Raw genomic sequence first — 16,577 nt, forward strand, 5'->3', positions numbered from 1 at the left:
CTTGGTGCCGGTCAATTCGTTCCCTATGGGAAGGTTCTTCACGGGTATACACGCAGAATGACTATCAACGCATGTTTCCAAAAACATCCATTGGCCATCGCGGTTCAGGCCCCTGCAATGGGTTTCCTGCTGTTTGGCGCTTCACTCGCCCAAGCAACCACGCACTTGATTGATGGTCATGAATACACGATCGGGTCGGGTCAATACCTCGACAGTTGGGTTATCGAAAATGACTCTCATCTGATCTCCAATGGTTCGACCTTGCGTCAGTCGCAGGTCGTTGGCGCACGGATGACCTTGAATGCAGGCACCCTGGCCCAGGACATTGAGGCCATCAATGGATCGAAAATCACCTTGAATGGCGCGACGGTCGAAGCGCGCAGTTCTTCGCCGTTTGCCCTGCAACTGATTGGCAGTGACGCGGATATCACCACCAGCACGGTCACCAATGCCGACGGGGCGGCTATTGTCGCAGGGCGCGATTTCTTGACGACTGACGGCTCGACCGTGAATGTTTTCGGCAGCACCGTCACGGGTTCGACGACGGGCGCAGTTGCGTCGGCGTACAGTCAATTGAATTTCACCTACTCAGATGTCACAGCAACCCGAGAGGATGGTGTGGGCGTCTACCTGGTGGGCGCGGACGCTACCGCCATTGGCAGCCGTATTGTCGGCGGCCAGAATGGCGTGGTGTTGGAGAAGGAATACTATATCAATAACCCAAGCAGCCTTGTACTGGACGGTACACATGCCGAGGGCCGAAACGGTGCTGCGTTGCTGGTCAAGGGGGATGAGCTGGGCGGTGGTCAAGTTGATATTCAGGTGCGCAATGGCTCGACCCTGACCGGCGGCAACGGCAATATCCTGGAAGTCACCGGCAATTCCGTTGCCAACATGAACGTCGACCACAGCGAGTTGTTCGGCGACATCGTGGTCGAAGAGGGTAGCACCGCTAAAGCGCAGCTCAACAACGGCGCCTGGCTGACCGGCCAGTTGAAAAACGTCGCCGAGCTGAGTGTGAACGACGCCTCCCATTGGGTGCTGGTGGGCGACAGCAATGTCACCGCCTTGAAAATGGGCGGCGGCGCCGTGCATTTCGGTGGGCCGGATGAGTTCTATCGGTTGGACGTGAAAAGCCTGGAAGGCAACGGTACGTTCATCATGAACACCGATTTTCTGACCCATCAGACCGACTTCCTCAACGTGGAAGGCAAGGCCAATGGCAATCATAGCCTGATGTTGGCCGCCAGCGGCTCGAACCTGGCTGACGGCCAGCCGATCAAGGTAGTCCACACCGAAGGCGGTGATGCGCAGTTCAGCCTGGCGAGCGGTACGGTTGACGTGGGTGCCTACGCTTATGGCTTGCAGCAGGACGGCACCGACTGGTTTCTCGACCCGAACCGTAAGGGCACCAGTACCAGTGCCCACTCGGTACTGGCCCTGTTCAACAGTGCGCCAACCGTGCTGTATGGCGAGATGAGCATCCTGCGTACGCGCATGGGCGAATTGCGCTTCAGTGAGGGTGCGGGCAACGGGATGTGGATGCGCAGCTACGGCAACAAATTCGACGTGGCGGCGAACAAGAACGGTGCGGGCTACACGCAAAACCAGAAGGGCTTCACCATTGGTGCCGATGCGCCATTATCGGGTGGCGACGGCCAGTGGATCGCGGGTGTGATGGCCGGTCACAGTGTCTCCGACCTCAGCCTGACCCGCGGCAGCAGCGGCGAAGTGAAGAGTTACTACGTAGGTGGTTACGCCACTTGGTTGGACGCCGAAAGCGGGCTGTACTTCGACGGTGTGGCCAAGCTCAACCGCCTGCACACGGAAAACGAAGTGACCATGAGCGACGGCAAGAAAGCCAAGGGCAACTACGCGCAAAATGCCGTGGGTGCCTCGGCGGAGTTGGGCCGTCATATCAAGCTGGACAACGACTTCTATCTGGAACCCTACGGGCAGTTGTCGGCAACCATCACTCAGGCGCAGAGTTACGAGTTGACCAACGGCCTGCAAGCCAAGGGCGATCGTTCCAGCTCGGTGGTGGGCAAGCTTGGCGTGACCGCAGGCAAGAACATCCAGCTGGAAAGCGGCGGTGTGTTGCAGCCTTACTTGCGTACCGCAGTGGCCCATGAGTTCGACCAGAGCAACAAGGTGTTCATCAACGACCAGAGTTTCAACAACGACCTGTCGGGCTCGCGCATCGAGTTGGCGGCCGGTTTGGCGATGTCGGTATCGGAGAACGTCAAGTTGCATGCGGACATCGAAACCAGCCAGGGCAAGAAGATCGATCAGCCGTGGGGTGTCAACTTCGGCGTACGCTACGACTTTTAAGACAATCGCTCAATGAAACGGGGGAAGCTGCGGCTCCCCCTTTTTTTGCGTTCAGATCAGCACGCTTATCCAATGCATGGCAACGTGAACCTCGGGTAACGTCGCCAGCGACTGGCCGAGACCCCCGAGCCCACTATCAGCTCGATCCAATTGCGCGCGGCCATAAAACACCGAGGCGGAGTAGGTGGTTATTACCGCCCAGCGATCAATGGGCGTCTAGACGGTTTGTACAGCGTCACCCAAACAGCCCGGCGGCGATATTGATCGAAAAACCCAGGATCGCCGTGTTGAACACAAAGCCGATCACCGTCAGCCCGGTGAAGCCCAGTGCAGCAGGCGCTCAGAGGTGGCGAGGCCCTTGCGGCCGACCCGTTCGAAAGTGATGGTCGCCAGGCTGGCGATGGCGGCGATGCACACGGTGAACAGGGCCGAGCCGGCGTTTTCATCTTCGATCTCGGCGATGCGCTTGACGTCCTCGGCCTTGGCACGGCGGGTCAGCCACAGCATCAGCACCAGGTATGTCCAGCCCCCGGCGTTCCAGCCGATGAGGATTTTGCTGAGCCACGTATCGGCCGGCGCCAGGATGCCCACGGCAAGCCCGAACACGGCGGCGGCGGAGAGGCGAGGGTGGGTACGGGCGAGGAAGGGCATGGCGCTCACGAATCGGGGGAATTGAGAGCACCATAGGTTGCGCCGCTGCAAGCTTCAAGCTGTAAGCGGCAAGTTAGAAGCAAGTCTGCTCTTACTTGCCGCTTGAAGCTTAAATCTAGTCGCTGCGTTTATGCACCAGCTTCATCACCACCACAAAAAACACCGGCACAAACACCACCGCCAGTGTCGCGGTGATCATCCCGCCGATCACGCCCGTACCAATCGCCTGCTGACTGGCCGAGCTGGCACCTGTTGCAATCGCCAGCGGCACCACGCCGAGGATGAACGCCAGCGACGTCATGATGATCGGGCGCAAGCGCAACCGCGCGGCTTTCAACGTGGCGCTGATCAGGTCTTCACCCTGGTCATACAGGTCCTTGGCGAACTCGATGATCAGAATCGCGTTCTTCGCCGACAGGCCAATGATGGTGATCAAGCCGACCTTGAAGAACACATCGTTGGGCATGCCGCGCAAGCTCACTGCCAACACGGCACCGAGTACGCCCAACGGCACCACCAGCAATACCGAGGTCGGGATCGACCAGCTTTCATACAGTGCCGCCAGGCACAGGAACACGATCAGCAGCGACAGGCCCAACAGTATCGGCGCCTGGGAACCGGACAGGCGTTCCTGCAACGACAAACCGGTCCATTCCTGGCCCAGGCCGGCCGGCAATTGGCTGACCAGGCGCTGGATTTCATTCATCGCCTCACCGGTACTGTGGCCGGGTGCGGCTTCGCCGGAAATCGCGATGGCCGGGTAGCCGTTGTAACGCGTCAACTGCGCCGGGCCCTGGGTCCACTTGGCTTCGACAAAGGCTGACAGTGGCACCATCTTGCCGGCGTTGTTGCGCACGTGGATCTTCATCAAGTCCGCCACCTGGCTGCGCTGGTCGCCTTCGGCCTGCACCACCACCCGCTGCATGCGGCCCTGGTTGGGGAAGTCATTGACATAAGCCGAGCCGATGGCCGAGGACAGCACATTACCTACGTCTGCAAAGGACACGCCGAGTGCGTTGGCCTGCTTGCGGTCCACTTCCAGCTGCACTTGCGGTGCTTCGGCCAGGGCGCTTTCGCGCACGTTGGCCAGGATCGGGCTTTTCTCGGCGGCGGCCAGCAATTGCGTTCTCGCGGCCATCAACGCGGCATGGCCGACACCGCCCCGGTCTTGCAAGCGGAACTCGAAGCCGCTGGATGTGCCGAGGCCATCCACCGGCGGCGGCAGGACCGCATAGGCAATCGCGTCCTTGAGCTCGGTAAAGGCCATATTGGCGCGGTCGGCAATAGATGCGGCAGAGTCATCGCTGCCGCGCTCCGACCAATCCTTGAGCGTGGTAAACGCCAGCGCGGCGTTCTGCCCGGAACCGGAGAAACTGAAGCCCATGATCATGGTGGTGTCGCCCACCCCAGGCTCCTCGGCGTTGTGCGCTTCGATCTGTTCGGCAACCTGCACCGTGCGGTTCTTGCTCGCGCCCGGTGGCAGTTGGATGTCAGTGATCGTGTAACCCTGGTCTTCCACCGGCAGGAACGAGGAGGGCAGGCGCGTGAACATCCACCCCAGGCCCACTAGCAGCACCAGGTAAATCAGCAGGTAACGGCCGCTGCGCTTGAGGGCATAGGCTACCCAGCCTTCGTAGCGGTCGGTGAGGCTTTCAAAACGCTGGTTGAACCAGCCGAAGAAACCGCCTTTGGCAGTGTGCTCATCCTTGGCGATCGGCTTGAGCAAGGTGGCGCACAAGGCCGGGGTCAAGGTCAGGGCGAGGAACGCCGAGAACAGGATCGATACCGCCATCGACAACGAGAACTGCTGGTAGATCACCCCCACCGAACCCGCCATAAAGGCCATCGGCAGGAACACCGCCACCAGCACCAGGGTGATGCCGATGATGGCGCCGGTGATCTGGCCCATGGCCTTGCGCGTCGCTTCCTTGGGTGACAACCCCTCAGTGGCCATGATCCGCTCGACGTTCTCCACCACCACAATCGCGTCGTCCACCAGGATACCGATGGCCAACACCATGCCGAACATGGTCAGCACGTTGATCGAAAACCCCAGCAACAACATGGTGGCGAAGGTGCCCATCAGCGCAATCGGCACCACCAGCGTCGGGATCAGGGTGTAGCGCACGTTCTGCAGGAACAAAAACATCACCGCGAACACCAGCGCCATCGCTTCGAGCAGGGTGTAGACCACTTTGGTGATCGAGACTTTGACGAACGGCGAGGTGTCGTACGGGATCTTGTACTCCACATTGGCCGGGAAGTAGCGCGACAGTTCGTCCATCTTTGCGCGCACCAGGGTTGCGGTGTTCAGCGCATTGGCGCCAGGTGCCAGCTGCACGCTGACCGCTGTCGACGGTTTGCCATTCAGGCGCGTGGAGAACTGGTATTCCTGGCTGCCGACTTCCACCCGCGCCACATCGCCGATGCGCACGGTGGAACCGTCGGGATTGGCCTTGAGCACAATATCGGCGAACTCGGCCGGCGTGGACAGCTGGCCCTTGACCAGGATCGCGGCAGTGATTTCCTGGGTGTTGGTGCCCGGCAAGTCACCGATGCTGCCCGCGGATACCTGGGCGTTTTGCGCGCTGATCGCGGCGTTCACATCGGCCGGGGTCAGGTTGAAACCGATCAGCTTCTGCGGGTCGATCCAGATCCGCATGGCACGTTCGGCGCCATACAGCTGGGCCTTGCCCACACCGTCGAGGCGCTTGAGTTCGTTCATCACGTTGCGCGCCAGGTAATCGCTGAGCGCTACATCATCAAGCTTGCCGTCGCTGGAGGTGAGGGTCACCAGCAACAGGAAGCCTGCGGAGACTTTCTCCACCTGCAAGCCTTGCTGGGTCACCGCTTGCGGCAGGCGCGGCTCGACCGCTTTCAGGCGGTTCTGCACATCCACCTGGGCCATTTCCGGGTTGGTGCCCGGCTGGAAGGTCGCGGTGATGGTCGCCGAACCCAAGCTGCTCTGGGACTCGAAATACAGCAGGTGATCGGCGCCGTTGAGCTCTTGCTCGATCAGGCTGACCACGCTCTCATCCAGGGTCTGGGCCGAAGCGCCGGGGTACACTGCGTAGATTTCGACTTTCGGCGGCGCGACGTTGGGGTACTGCGCCACCGGCAGTTGCGGGATTGCCAGCAAACCGGCAAGCAGGATAAACAGAGCGACCACCCAGGCGAAGATCGGGCGGTCAATAAAAAACTGCGGCATTGTCAATGATCCTTATTGGCCGGGAGCCTGGGCGACGGGCGTCGGGCTGTCATCTACTTCGACTTTTTCACCGGGGCGCGCGTGTTGCAGGCCTTCGACGACGATGCGGTCACCGGGCTTGAGGCCACTGCTGACAATCCAGCGATCATTGATCACCGCGCCCAGCTCTACGGGCTGCTGGCTGACGGTCTGCTCGGCGTCCAACAGCAGCACCATCGGGATGCCAGCGCTGTCACGGGTAATGGCGCGTTGCGGCACGCTGATGCCTTGCTTGTCGATGGCTTGCTCCAGGCGCACCCGCACAAAGCTGCCGGGCAGCAGGTCGAGGTCCGGGTTGGGGAATTCACTGCGCAGGATGATCTGGCCGGTGCCAGGGTCGACGCTGATCTCGGCAAACAGCAATTTGCCCGGCAACGGGTAGAGGCTGCCGTCGTCCTCGATCAACGTGGCCTTGGCCTGGTCCTGGCCGACCTGCTTCAAGCTGCCGGCACGGAAGGCGCGGCGCAGGTCATTCAGCTCGCGGTTTGACTGGGTGAGGTCGGCGTGGATCGGGTCCAATTGCTGGATGATCGCCAGCGGTGTGGCCTCATTCTGGCCGACCAGGGCACCCTCGGTGACCAGCGCACGGCCGATACGCCCGGAAATTGGCGCGGTCACGGTGGCGTAGCCCAGGTTCAATTTGGCCCGCTCGACGGCCGCCTTGTTGGCGGCGACGTCGGCGTTCGTCTGGCGCACGGCGGCGCGAGCATTGTCGTAGTCCTGGCCGCTGATGGCGTTGCCTTCCACTAACTGGCTGTAGCGCTGCTCTTGCAAGCGCGCCTGGAAGGCATTCGCCAAGGCTTTGCTCAGGTTGGCCTGGGCGCTGTCGAGGTCGGCCTTGAAGGGCGCCGGGTCAATGCGAAACAGCACATCACCCTGTTTCACGTCACGACCTTCCTTGAACACCCGCTGCGTCACCACACCCGCGACCCGTGCGCGCACTTCAGCGATACGCGGCGCGGCAATGCGCCCGCTCAGTTCGCTGGTGATCGACAGGGGCTTGGCTTCAAGGGTTTCGATGCGCACTTTGGCCAGGGGCATTTGCGGCGCTTCGGTGGCGGAGTTGTCACACGCGCTAAGGGCAAGGGTGAGGGCCAGCAGGCAAAACGGCGCAAACAGATTCTTCGACATGCTCTTATCCCAATATTGACTGGCGCATCCTAAAGTCACCCGCGCCGTGGTGCTGTGAAGCTGTGTAGCGCGTCTGTGAAGAAATGTAAGGTGCGGCGCGTTGTGAGCGTTGGGCGTATATCCTTGCACAGCCCTACATACGCCGAAGATCCAATGTGGGAGCGAGCAAGCCCGCTCCCACATTGGATTTATGTACGACCAATAAATGTATTTTCTGGAAACACCTTCATGCCCAACATCCTCCTGGTGGAAGACGACGCCGCACTCTCCGAGCTGATTGCCAGCTACCTGGAGCGCAATGGCTACCACGTCAGCGTGCTCAGTCGTGGCGACCATGTGCGTGAGCGCGCACGCTTGAATCCGCCGGACCTGGTGATCCTCGATCTGATGCTGCCCGGCCTCGACGGCCTGCAAGTATGCCGCTTGCTGCGCGCCGACTCGGCGGGCTTGCCGATCCTGATGCTCACGGCGCGCGATGACAGCCACGATCAGGTGCTGGGCCTGGAAATGGGCGCCGACGACTACGTGACCAAACCCTGTGAACCGCGCGTGCTACTGGCCCGTGTCCGCACTTTGCTGCGGCGCAGCAGCTTGTCCGAACCCCAGGCGGCCAACGACCAGATCGTCATGGGCAACCTGTGCATCGACCTGTCGGAGCGCACCGTGACCTGGCGCGAGCAGGCGGTGGAGTTGTCCAGCGGCGAATACAACCTGCTGGTGGTGCTGGCCCGGCATGCCGGCGAGGTGCTCAGCCGCGACCAGATCTTGCAACGCCTGCGCGGTATCGAGTTCAACGGCACCGACCGTTCGGTGGACGTGGCCATTTCCAAGCTGCGCCGCAAGTTTGACGACAACGCCGGTGAAGCGCGCAAGATCAAGACGGTGTGGGGCAAAGGCTACCTGTTCAGCCGTTCCGAGTGGGAATGCTGATCGATGGTTCGCGTACTGTTTCGCCTCTATCTGATCACCATCGTCACCTACAGTGCGGCGATTTACTTGGTGCCCACGCTGGTGATCCAGCTGTTCGAGCACCGCTACGTGAATTACAACATCGAGCAGACCCGCGGCCAGCAAAAGCTGATTGTCAAACAATACCTGCGCGCACCTGTGGAGCGCTGGTCACAGGTCACCGACCAACTGGGCCGCGAATTCGCGCCACTCAACGTTCAATTGCTGCTGCGCCAGGACGCCAGCTACACCCCGGCTGAGGAACAGCTATTGGAACAGGGCAAGTCGGTAGTGCGCCTGGGCGAATGGGGCTGGATGGAGCAAATCAGCACTCCGATCAATGAGCAATTTGTGGTCAAGCTGACGATACCGCCTGACCCGATGGACATGAACGTGCTGTATTGGGCGATCAACGTGTTGATTGTTGCGGCGCTGCTGGCCTGCCTATTGGTGTGGCTGCGCCCGCACTGGCGCGACCTGGAACGCCTGAAAAGCACCGCGGGGCAATTGGGCCAGGGCAATATGGCGGAACGCACGCGCATTCCGGCCAGCTCCAGCATCGGCAGCCTGGCTTCGGTGTTCGACACCATGGCCGACGACATCGAACACCTGCTCAATCAGCAACGCGACCTGCTCAACGCCGTCTCCCATGAACTGCGCACGCCGCTCACGCGCCTGGACTTCGGCCTGGCCCTGGCGCTCTCCGAAGACTTGCCCGAGGCCAGCCGCGAACGCTTGCAAAGCCTGGTGGCGCATATCCGCGAGCTGGATGAACTGGTGCTGGAACTGCTGTCCTACAGCCGCCTGCAAAACCCGGCGCAATTGCCGGAGCGGGTGGAGGTGGTGCTCGACGAGTTTATCGACAGCGTGCTGGGCAGTGTCGATGACGAACTGGAAAACCCCGAGATCGTCATCGATGTAGCGCTCGACTGCGCCGTGGAGCGCTTCAGCCTCGACCCGCGCCTCACCGCCCGCGCGCTGCAGAACCTGCTGCGCAATGCCACGCGTTACTGCGACAAACGCATTCAGGTCGGCGTGAAGGTCTGCCCCAAGGGCTGTGAAATCTGGGTGGACGACGACGGCATCGGCATCCCGCCGGACCAGCGCGAACGCATCTTCGAGCCGTTCTACCGCTTGGACCGCAGCCGTGACCGCGCCACCGGTGGTTTTGGCCTGGGCCTGGCCATCAGCCGACGCGCCCTGGAAGCCCAGGGCGGCACCTTGACGGCATTGGCTTCGCCGCTGGGCGGTGCACGCTTTCGCGTGTGGTTGCCCAGCGTCGCCTGATCAGAGCACCTTGACCGCGCGGCCAATCGCCTGGATCGGCCCGGTGGGTTTGCCGGTCGGCGAGCCGCGCGGGTCTTCCAGGGTCAGTTCGAACAGCTGGTTCTGCGTAAGCGGCGGCAGCTTGTCCAGCGGCACCGACAGCGTTTGCCCGGGTTTGACCAGCCCCAGGGATACCGGCCCCTGCCAACCGTCACCCTTGGTCCAGAACTGCAGGGCCTTGTCCGTTGGCACTTCCATCATGCCCAGCGGGATCAACTGAATCTGCTGATTGTCACTGGCCTGGATCACCCAGCCCGGGGCCTGGCTTTGCGGCGCCACCAGCACCACCACAAAAGTCGGCTCGGCGGCGGGCGGGCGGGTCAGCAGCAGTCCGGCGAGGACCAGCGTAGTCAGCAACCCGGCGCCGGCCAGGCCGCGCCACACGGCCAGCAGGTCCCACCAGTGCGTGCGGGCGCTGGCGATGTTGCGTTCGATACGCCGCCACAACTCAGAGGAGGGTGGCACGGGCTCCGCCAAGGCGGTCAGCGGCAACAGACGCTGTTCCCAGGCGTCCACTGCGGCGCGTAATTCGGCGTCGTGCATGAGCCGTTGTTCCACCTCGGCGCTTTGTTCGGCGAGCAGGGTGCCCAGTACGTATTCGCTGGCCAGTTCGTCCAGTGGTTTGCTCATGCCATGCACTCCCGCAGCGCCGCGAGGCTACGTTTGATCCAGGCTTTGACGGTCCCCAGTGGGGTGTCCAGTTTCTGGGCGATTTCGCTGTGGGAATAACCGTCGACGTAGGCATGCAGGATGCAGGTGCGACGGGCCGGGTCGAGCTGCTCCAGGCAGAGGTGAACCTGCCCGGTGCGTGCGCTGAATTCAAAGGTGTCGGTTGCAGCGACTTGCTCGTGTTCTTCGCCCAACGGTACTTCGCGGTACTGGTTACGCACGACGTTGAGCGCCACGTGCCGGGTCACGCTGAACACCCAGCCACGCGCCGAACCGCGACTGGGGTCGAAACTGCCGGCACCGCGCCAGATCTTGATAAACGCGTCATGCACGATGTCTTCAGCAAGGGGCTTGTCCCTGGCGATGCGCAACGCCACGCCGAGCAAACGGCTGCTGTCCTGCTCATAAAGCTGGCGCAAGGCGCGTTGATCGCCACGGGCACAGGATTGCAGACAGGCTTCGTAATCAAACACGTGGTGCTCCCCCCAACGATCGGCATTGGGGGCAGCGTAGCCGACTTTGCTCAGTTGGCCGCCCAGAAAATGTAGTCGGCCTGGTACTTCACCACTTCCTGCTTGCCCTTGTTGGCCGCCGTGCACGCGCTGCTCGGCGCCACGCCGCCTTGGAGGGCAACCCGCTGGATGTAACTCACACCGCTCATCGCGCCCTTGCCTTCAGCCGGGTTGGCCTTGACCAATTGGTACGGCAGGTTGCCCGCACCCGACGGCGCCACGGCCAACTGAGTGCCGGTGATTTTTGAACCGTCCTTGGCTTGCCAGGTGGCAGGCGGGCCGAAATAGGTGCCGACTTGCTTGCCGCTGCGGTCATTCAACACGGCCTTGGGGCCGACGAAGGTCCACTCGGTCTGGCCGGCGGCGTTGGCTTTGTCGCGGCACTCGTAAGTGATTTCGCCGACACCGGTGGTTTCCAGCGCTACCTTGTGGCCGTCCGGTACCTTGATGCTGTCCGGCAAGCCGGTCTGGGCGAAGGCAGCGGGTGCGGCAGCCAGCAGGGCGGTGAGGCAGAACAGTGCTTTAGCGTTCATGGGTGTTTCTCCATTTCAGTAAAACAGCGGGGTGACTGAAAGGACTACCCAGCTTGCGCAGGATTGGATGCACGGATTAGAAAATAAATGTTTGAGGGCGCACACTGTGCCCCCGCTTTACCCCTGAGGAGAGATTGGCAATGACTGGCGTCCACGTGTCTGCTCAACAAGGTTTCTCCACCCAGGCCGTCACTTACGCCCAGGGCCGGCCGAATTACCCCAGGCAACTCACTGGCTGGCTCACTCAAAGCCTGCGCATTGATGCGCAGTCGACAGTGATTGACCTAGGTGCCGGCACCGGCAAATTCACGCGCTTGCTCAGCACCCTGGCGCCAGCGCTGATTGCCGTCGAGCCGCTGGCGGCGATGGGCGCGCAACTGGCTAAGCTGCTACCGGGCGTGCGCCTGGTGAGCGGCACTGCCGAAGCCATCCCCCTGGCGTCCGCCAGCGCCGATGCACTGGTCTGTGCGCAAGCCTTCCATTGGTTCTCCACCGAGGCCGCATTGTCGGAGATCCATCGCGTACTCAAGCCCGGAGGGCGCTTGGGGCTGGTGTGGAATGTGCGCGACGAATCGGTGGGCTGGGTGGCGGCAATCACCGAAATAATCACACCGTACGAAGGCGACACCCCGCGCTTTCATAGCGGGCGTTGGCGTGAAGCTTTCACTGGCAAGTATTTTTCCGATCCTGAAGTCACCTGTTTTTCGTACAGCCACGTCGGCAGCCCTCAGGAAGTGGTCATGGATCGCTTTCTGTCAGTGAGCTTTATCGCGGCGCTCCCAGCCGCAGAAAAGGCCAGCGTTACCGCGCAATTGCGCACCTTGGTCGACACCCATCCCGACTTGCGCGGGCGGGACACCATCGCCTTCCCGTATCAGACCCAGGCCTATGCCTGTCATCGCCTGCCATAAAAGGCATAAAGTCAGATCATATTGATATAAGTCGTTATAAGAAAAATCGCTATCCTGCGGCCAGAAATTTACAAGGCCGCAGGTAGCGTTGATGGAAGTGGGTAATGTTGGTTTTGTGATTGCCGGCCTGATCGTAGGTTTTATCGTGGGCATGACGGGGGTGGGTGGGGGCTCGTTGATGACCCCGATCCTGCTGTGGTTTGGCATCAACCCGGCGACGGCCGTGGGCACCGACTTGTTGTACGCCGCCATCACAAAGTCCGGTGGGGTGCTGGTGCACAGCAAGAACAAGAACATCGACTGGACCATCACCGGTTGGCTGACCCTGGGCAGCGTGCCTGCGGTGTTGCTGACCCTGTGGTTCCTGGCCAGCCTGCACACCGACCCCAGCGCGATGAACGCGGTGATCAAGCAAGCCCTCGGTGTGGTGTTGCTGCTGACGGCCCTGGCGATTCTGTTCAAGAAAAGCCTGTTGGCTTTTGCCCAGCGGCATGCCGGTGATGACTATCACATGAGCCCGCGCAACCTGAACATGCTGACGGTGGTGACCGGCGCTGTTCTGGGCACCATGGTTGCGCTGACGTCCATCGGCGCGGGTGCTCTGGGGACTGTGGCGTTGTTTATTCTGTACCCGTTCCTGGCCACGCGGCGGCTGGTGGGGACCGAGATCGCCCACGCCGTGCCTCTGACCCTGGTGGCGGGGTTGGGGCATGCCAGCATGGGGAACATGGACTGGCATTTGTTGGGGTTTTTGTTGATGGGGTCGTTGCCGGGGATTTACGTGGGTAGCCATATGACGGGCAAGCTGCCGGACGGGGTATTGCGGCCGTGCTTGGCGGTTATGTTGATGGCAATTGGTTACAAGCTCGCGTTCTGATTGGGGGGGGGTATATCCGTTATTTGGGTCACGGCTAACCCGGCGTCCTGCCGGGTTACCCACGGACTCAACCCCGGCCCGGGCCATTCCCAATCTGCCAAACAAACGGCGGCTCAGCCCCATTGATCACCCAGTCCCCCACAACCCGCGCCTTATAGATCACCGGATTATGCGACGACACCGTCCGCGCATTACGCCAATGCCGATCCAGCGCTTTACCCTGACGCACATCCGAAGCCCCCAGTGCGTTGAACAATTCACTGGTAGCCCGCTGGATCAACGCCGATTTCGGTCCAGGCGCAGCCGACGATATCGCCTTCCACAAAGCGCTTGAACCACAGGTCACGGCCAGCACTGGGTGGCGCGTTCAGGCGGTCTTCGGCAAAGGCGAAATGCCCGCGCAGGGCCTGGGGCACGTTGGAGTCGGCTTCTGCCAGCTCGATCAGCAATTCGAACAACTGCGGCAGGCAAGCACCACCACCGCCGTATTCCACCGGCACCCGTACCGCGCCAAAACCGGCCTCTTTGAGCCACTGGATGGGTTCATGGGGCAGGGTGCGCGTGTGTTCGCGCTCTACCGCGCCATCGGCGATGCGCTGGAAGATCGGTCGGAATCGCGCGGCTAACGTGGGGTAGTCGACGCCAATGGACAGTGGGTTGATGACGTGGTGGTCGCTCATGGGCAAGGTTCCTGGGCAGTGATCAGTACCGGGGTGATTGCACACTCCGTGCCGGGTGCCGGCGCTCGTATTTGCTGAAAAAAGCCCTGATGCACTGTTGCCCTGGCAACAGCTGATCGACAAACCTGCGCAATCCGCAACATTGGCCTCTGCCCCCAGCATTGGCGGCAACCCCCTTGGCCTGGGCGTTTCCCCGGCCTGGCACGCTTGGTGCTCAAGCGTTCGGTACATCCTTTTGTGCGAGGTACCGATTGATGAGTCAGCAAGCCGTGAAATTTGCCTATTGGGTGCCCAACGTCAGTGGTGGGTTAGTGGTCAGCAAGATCGAGCAACGTACCGATTGGGGGATCGACTACAACCGCAAACTGGCGCAACTGGCCGAAGGCGCGGGCTTCGAGTATGGCCTGACCCAGATCCGCTTCACCGCCGGCTACGGCGCCGAGAACCAGCACGAATCCGTGGCGTTCAGCCATGCGCTGCTGGCCGCGACCACCACACTCAAAGTGATCGCCGCGATCCTGCCCGGCCCGTGGCAGCCGGCGCTGGCGGCCAAGCAACTGGCGACCATCGACCAGCTCACCAACGGCCGTATCGCGGTGAATATCGTCAGCGGTTGGTTCAAGGGCGAGTTCCAGGCCATCGGCGAGCACTGGCTGGAGCACGATGAGCGCTATCGCCGCTCCGAAGAATTCATTCGCGCCCTCAAAGGCATCTGGACCCAGGACGATTTCACCTTCAAGGGCGACTTTTACCGCTTCAACAATTACACCCTCAAGCCCAAGCCCATCGGTCAGCCGGAGGTGTTCCAGGGCGGCAGTTCACGGGCGGCGCGGGACATGGCCGCGCGGGTCTCGGACTGGTACTTCACCAATGGCAATACCCCAGAAGGCATCAAGGCCCAGGTCGATGACATCCGCGCCAAGGCAGCGGCGAATAACCATTCGGTCAAGGTCGGCGTCAACGCTTTCGTGATCGCCCGTGACACTGAGGAAGAAGCCCGCGCGGTGCTGGCGGAGATCATCGACAAGGCCGACCCGGAAGCGGTGAATGCCTTTGGTGACGCGGCCAAACAGGCCGGCAAGGCTTCACCCGAAGGCGAGGGCAACTGGGCCAAGTCCAGCTTTGAAGACCTTGTGCAGTACAACGACGGCTTCAAGACCGACCTGATCGGCACCCCGCAGCAGATCGCCGAACGCATCGTTGCGCTCAAGGCGGTCGGTGTGGACCTGGTGCTCGCGGGGTTCCTGCACTTCCAGCAAGAAGTCGAGTACTTCGGCAAACGCGTGTTGCCTTTGGTGCGCGAGCTGGAGGCCAAGGCTGCACTCAAACAGGTGGCTTAACGGATCCTTCAGGGTACGCAGGCTTTTGTAATGAGCGGGCTGCCGCGCGCTGGGCCGCAGTGTGGTCTTCGTAATAGTCGTTGGTCAGCGCAAATCGCCGGTAACCCTTGCGTTCATACAGAGCCAGGGCTGGTGACCCGGCGATGATCCAGCGCTTTGAGCTGACCGATGGCAAGCGCCGCCCGTTTGGTTCAGGAGGGGGGTTGCAGGGTCAGGACTTCGAAGCCATCCGCTGTCACCGCCACGGTATGTTCCCACTGCGCCGACAGGCTGTTGTCCTTGGTCACCACGGTCCAGCCATCCTTCAGGCTGCGCACTTTACTGCTGCCCTGGTTGAGCATCGGCTCAATGGTAAACACCATGCCTTCGCGCAGTTCCAACCCGGTGCCGGGGCGGCCGAAGTGCAGGATCTGCGGTTCTTCATGCATCTGCCGACCAATGCCGTGGCCGCAGTACTCGCGGACCACGCTGTAGCCGTTGGCTTGCGCGTGGCTCTGGATGGCATGGCCGATATCGCCCAGGCGGGCGCCGGGCTTGACCTGGCGGATGCCGGCCCACATGGCCTCAAAGGTCATTTCCACCAGGCGCCGCGCTTTGGGGGCGACGGTGCCGATCATGTACATCTTGCTGGAGTCGGCGATAAAACCGCCTTTTTCCAGGGTGATGTCGATGTTGATGATGTCGCCGTCCTTGAGAATCTCCTTGGCGCTGGGCATGCCGTGGCACACCACCTCGTTGATCGACGTGTTGATGGAGAAGGGGTACTCATACTGGCCAAGGCTGGCAGGGCGGGCCTTGAGCTCATTGCGAATGAAGGCTTCGACGGCGCTGTCCAGCTCCAGGGTAGAGCGGCCGGCGGCGACAAAGCCGTCGAGCATGCTGAAGACCTGTGCCAGCAGGCGTCCGGCTTCACGCATCACGGCCAGTTGCGGGGCAGTCTTGATCATCAAGTGCGCCCCCGTATCAGGTCGGGCTTGTCGAGCAACAATTTGTTGATCAACGCGTTGTAGGGCAGGTTGGGGTTGAGTTCGGCAAGCAGGCCGATCTTGATCCAGAACTCGGCCTGGGCGTTGATGGAGCGGTCCATCGCGGCGCTGGCCAGGCGCAGTTGTTCGTGCAGTTGGTCGGTGATCTTGACGATGCCCATGATGTTCACTGTGCGGTATGAATATACAAATCGTATACGTTTCGTATATCCATCGTAAAGCCCCGGATGCTAAATGGTGCTTCATCATTGACGAAGTCACGGGCCGCCGGTTAGTTTCGTCACATGACCTTTCAAACCGTGTGCAGCCAGCAGAACATTATTATTACCGCCATTCCTCATTTGGCGGGATAGCGCACGGCTGTACCCATACCCGCCCTAGAGGCGGGTTTTGTTTTTCCGTCTCCCGGGCCCTTTACAAGAAGCCAGGAGATAC

Annotated in this window: 13 protein-coding genes and 2 pseudogenes; 6 read left to right on the forward strand and 9 right to left on the reverse strand. The window is 61.4% G+C overall.

From position 1 onward, the window contains the following. Positions 1 to 57: 57 nt before the first annotated feature. Entirely contained in the window at positions 58 to 2,331 is a 2,274-nt protein-coding gene (locus AACY36_RS22130; RefSeq protein WP_339428015.1) for an autotransporter outer membrane beta-barrel domain-containing protein, read from the forward strand. A gap of 235 nt (positions 2,332 to 2,566) precedes the next feature. Here AACY36_RS22130 and AACY36_RS22135 read toward each other — a convergent pair. From AACY36_RS22135 to AACY36_RS22145, 3 genes and pseudogenes are all read right to left on the reverse strand, one after another. After that, positions 2,567 to 2,982: pseudogene (locus AACY36_RS22135) on the reverse strand (DUF1345 domain-containing protein). Between the two features lie 115 nt (positions 2,983 to 3,097). Further along, on the reverse strand, positions 3,098 to 6,190 hold the full coding sequence (locus AACY36_RS22140) for an efflux RND transporter permease subunit (RefSeq protein ID WP_339497573.1): 3,093 nt from the start codon (positions 6,188 to 6,190) through the stop codon (positions 3,098 to 3,100). A 12-nt stretch (positions 6,191 to 6,202) separates the two neighbouring features. Next, the gene (locus AACY36_RS22145) at positions 6,203 to 7,360 is read right to left on the reverse strand and encodes an efflux RND transporter periplasmic adaptor subunit (protein WP_339418414.1); all 1,158 of its coding nucleotides are present in this window, start codon (positions 7,358 to 7,360) and stop codon (positions 6,203 to 6,205) included. Between the two features lie 228 nt (positions 7,361 to 7,588). Here AACY36_RS22145 and AACY36_RS22150 point away from each other — a divergent pair, with 228 nt between their 5' ends. Both AACY36_RS22150 and AACY36_RS22155 read left to right on the forward strand, forming a co-directional pair. Beyond that, positions 7,589 to 8,290: a response regulator transcription factor gene (locus AACY36_RS22150; protein ID WP_049708618.1), complete on the forward strand. Its 702-nt coding sequence runs from the start codon at positions 7,589 to 7,591 to the stop codon at positions 8,288 to 8,290. A gap of 3 nt (positions 8,291 to 8,293) precedes the next feature. Next, the gene (locus tag AACY36_RS22155) at positions 8,294 to 9,595 is read left to right on the forward strand and encodes an ATP-binding protein (protein WP_339418416.1); all 1,302 of its coding nucleotides are present in this window, start codon (positions 8,294 to 8,296) and stop codon (positions 9,593 to 9,595) included. Here AACY36_RS22155 and AACY36_RS22160 read toward each other — a convergent pair whose 3' ends face one another. From AACY36_RS22160 to AACY36_RS22170, 3 genes are read right to left on the reverse strand one after another with little or no spacing between them, the layout of a single operon-like run. Next, positions 9,596 to 10,264 (reverse strand): anti-sigma factor, encoded by a 669-nt coding sequence (locus AACY36_RS22160; protein ID WP_339497575.1) that lies wholly within the window; start codon positions 10,262 to 10,264, stop codon positions 9,596 to 9,598. Continuing rightward, positions 10,261 to 10,776, reverse strand: coding sequence for a sigma-70 family RNA polymerase sigma factor (locus AACY36_RS22165; protein ID WP_339418418.1), 516 nt, complete (start codon positions 10,774 to 10,776; stop codon positions 10,261 to 10,263). The genes AACY36_RS22160 and AACY36_RS22165 overlap by 4 nt, the downstream gene beginning before the upstream one ends. A gap of 50 nt (positions 10,777 to 10,826) precedes the next feature. After that, positions 10,827 to 11,348, reverse strand: coding sequence for a DUF3455 domain-containing protein (locus AACY36_RS22170; protein WP_339418420.1), 522 nt, complete (start codon positions 11,346 to 11,348; stop codon positions 10,827 to 10,829). A gap of 140 nt (positions 11,349 to 11,488) precedes the next feature. Between AACY36_RS22170 and AACY36_RS22175 the strand changes: the two genes are divergently transcribed. Together AACY36_RS22175 and AACY36_RS22180 are read left to right on the forward strand one after the other, a co-directional pair. Next, positions 11,489 to 12,259, forward strand: coding sequence for a class I SAM-dependent methyltransferase (locus tag AACY36_RS22175; protein WP_339418422.1), 771 nt, complete (start codon positions 11,489 to 11,491; stop codon positions 12,257 to 12,259). A 91-nt stretch (positions 12,260 to 12,350) separates the two neighbouring features. Continuing rightward, entirely contained in the window at positions 12,351 to 13,136 is a 786-nt protein-coding gene (locus AACY36_RS22180) for a sulfite exporter TauE/SafE family protein (RefSeq protein ID WP_339418424.1), read from the forward strand. 67 nt (positions 13,137 to 13,203) lie between these two features. Here AACY36_RS22180 and AACY36_RS22190 read toward each other — a convergent pair. After that, positions 13,204 to 13,816, reverse strand: a pseudogene (locus AACY36_RS22190) (acyl-CoA dehydrogenase family protein). A gap of 254 nt (positions 13,817 to 14,070) precedes the next feature. Between AACY36_RS22190 and sfnG the strand changes: the two are divergent. Further along, positions 14,071 to 15,156, forward strand: coding sequence for a dimethylsulfone monooxygenase SfnG (gene sfnG / locus AACY36_RS22195; RefSeq protein ID WP_339428008.1), 1,086 nt, complete (start codon positions 14,071 to 14,073; stop codon positions 15,154 to 15,156). A gap of 191 nt (positions 15,157 to 15,347) precedes the next feature. Here sfnG and map read toward each other — a convergent pair whose 3' ends face one another. Together map and AACY36_RS22210 are read right to left on the reverse strand one after the other, a co-directional pair. Next, entirely contained in the window at positions 15,348 to 16,103 is a 756-nt protein-coding gene (gene map / locus AACY36_RS22205; protein WP_339497577.1) for a type I methionyl aminopeptidase, read from the reverse strand. Further along, complete coding sequence (locus AACY36_RS22210; protein ID WP_314570019.1) at positions 16,103 to 16,303, reverse strand: ParD-like family protein; 201 nt, start codon at positions 16,301 to 16,303, stop codon at positions 16,103 to 16,105. Before AACY36_RS22210 ends, map begins: the two co-directional genes overlap by 1 nt. Positions 16,304 to 16,577: the final 274 nt, after the last annotated feature.

It is taken from the genome of Pseudomonas sp. EA_15y_Pfl1_P101 (assembly GCF_963970835.1).
Taxonomy (GTDB): domain Bacteria; phylum Pseudomonadota; class Gammaproteobacteria; order Pseudomonadales; family Pseudomonadaceae; genus Aquipseudomonas; species Aquipseudomonas tritici.

Excerpts from the sequence above, each read along its gene's own strand:
- AACY36_RS22130 (WP_339428015.1), top strand. The coding sequence starts at position 58 with ATGACTATCAACGCATGTTTCCAAAAACATCCATTGGCCATCGCGGTT.
- AACY36_RS22140 (WP_339497573.1), bottom strand. The coding sequence starts at position 6,190 with ATGCCGCAGTTTTTTATTGACCGCCCGATCTTCGCCTGGGTGGTCGCT.
- AACY36_RS22145 (WP_339418414.1), bottom strand. The coding sequence starts at position 7,360 with ATGTCGAAGAATCTGTTTGCGCCGTTTTGCCTGCTGGCCCTCACCCTT.
- AACY36_RS22150 (WP_049708618.1), top strand. The coding sequence starts at position 7,589 with ATGCCCAACATCCTCCTGGTGGAAGACGACGCCGCACTCTCCGAGCTG.
- AACY36_RS22155 (WP_339418416.1), top strand. The coding sequence starts at position 8,294 with ATGGTTCGCGTACTGTTTCGCCTCTATCTGATCACCATCGTCACCTAC.
- AACY36_RS22160 (WP_339497575.1), bottom strand. The coding sequence starts at position 10,264 with ATGAGCAAACCACTGGACGAACTGGCCAGCGAATACGTACTGGGCACC.
- AACY36_RS22170 (WP_339418420.1), bottom strand. The coding sequence starts at position 11,348 with ATGAACGCTAAAGCACTGTTCTGCCTCACCGCCCTGCTGGCTGCCGCA.
- AACY36_RS22175 (WP_339418422.1), top strand. The coding sequence starts at position 11,489 with ATGACTGGCGTCCACGTGTCTGCTCAACAAGGTTTCTCCACCCAGGCC.
- AACY36_RS22180 (WP_339418424.1), top strand. The coding sequence starts at position 12,351 with ATGGAAGTGGGTAATGTTGGTTTTGTGATTGCCGGCCTGATCGTAGGT.
- sfnG (WP_339428008.1), top strand. The coding sequence starts at position 14,071 with ATGAGTCAGCAAGCCGTGAAATTTGCCTATTGGGTGCCCAACGTCAGT.
- map (WP_339497577.1), bottom strand. The coding sequence starts at position 16,103 with ATGATCAAGACTGCCCCGCAACTGGCCGTGATGCGTGAAGCCGGACGC.
- AACY36_RS22210 (WP_314570019.1), bottom strand. The coding sequence starts at position 16,303 with ATGGGCATCGTCAAGATCACCGACCAACTGCACGAACAACTGCGCCTG.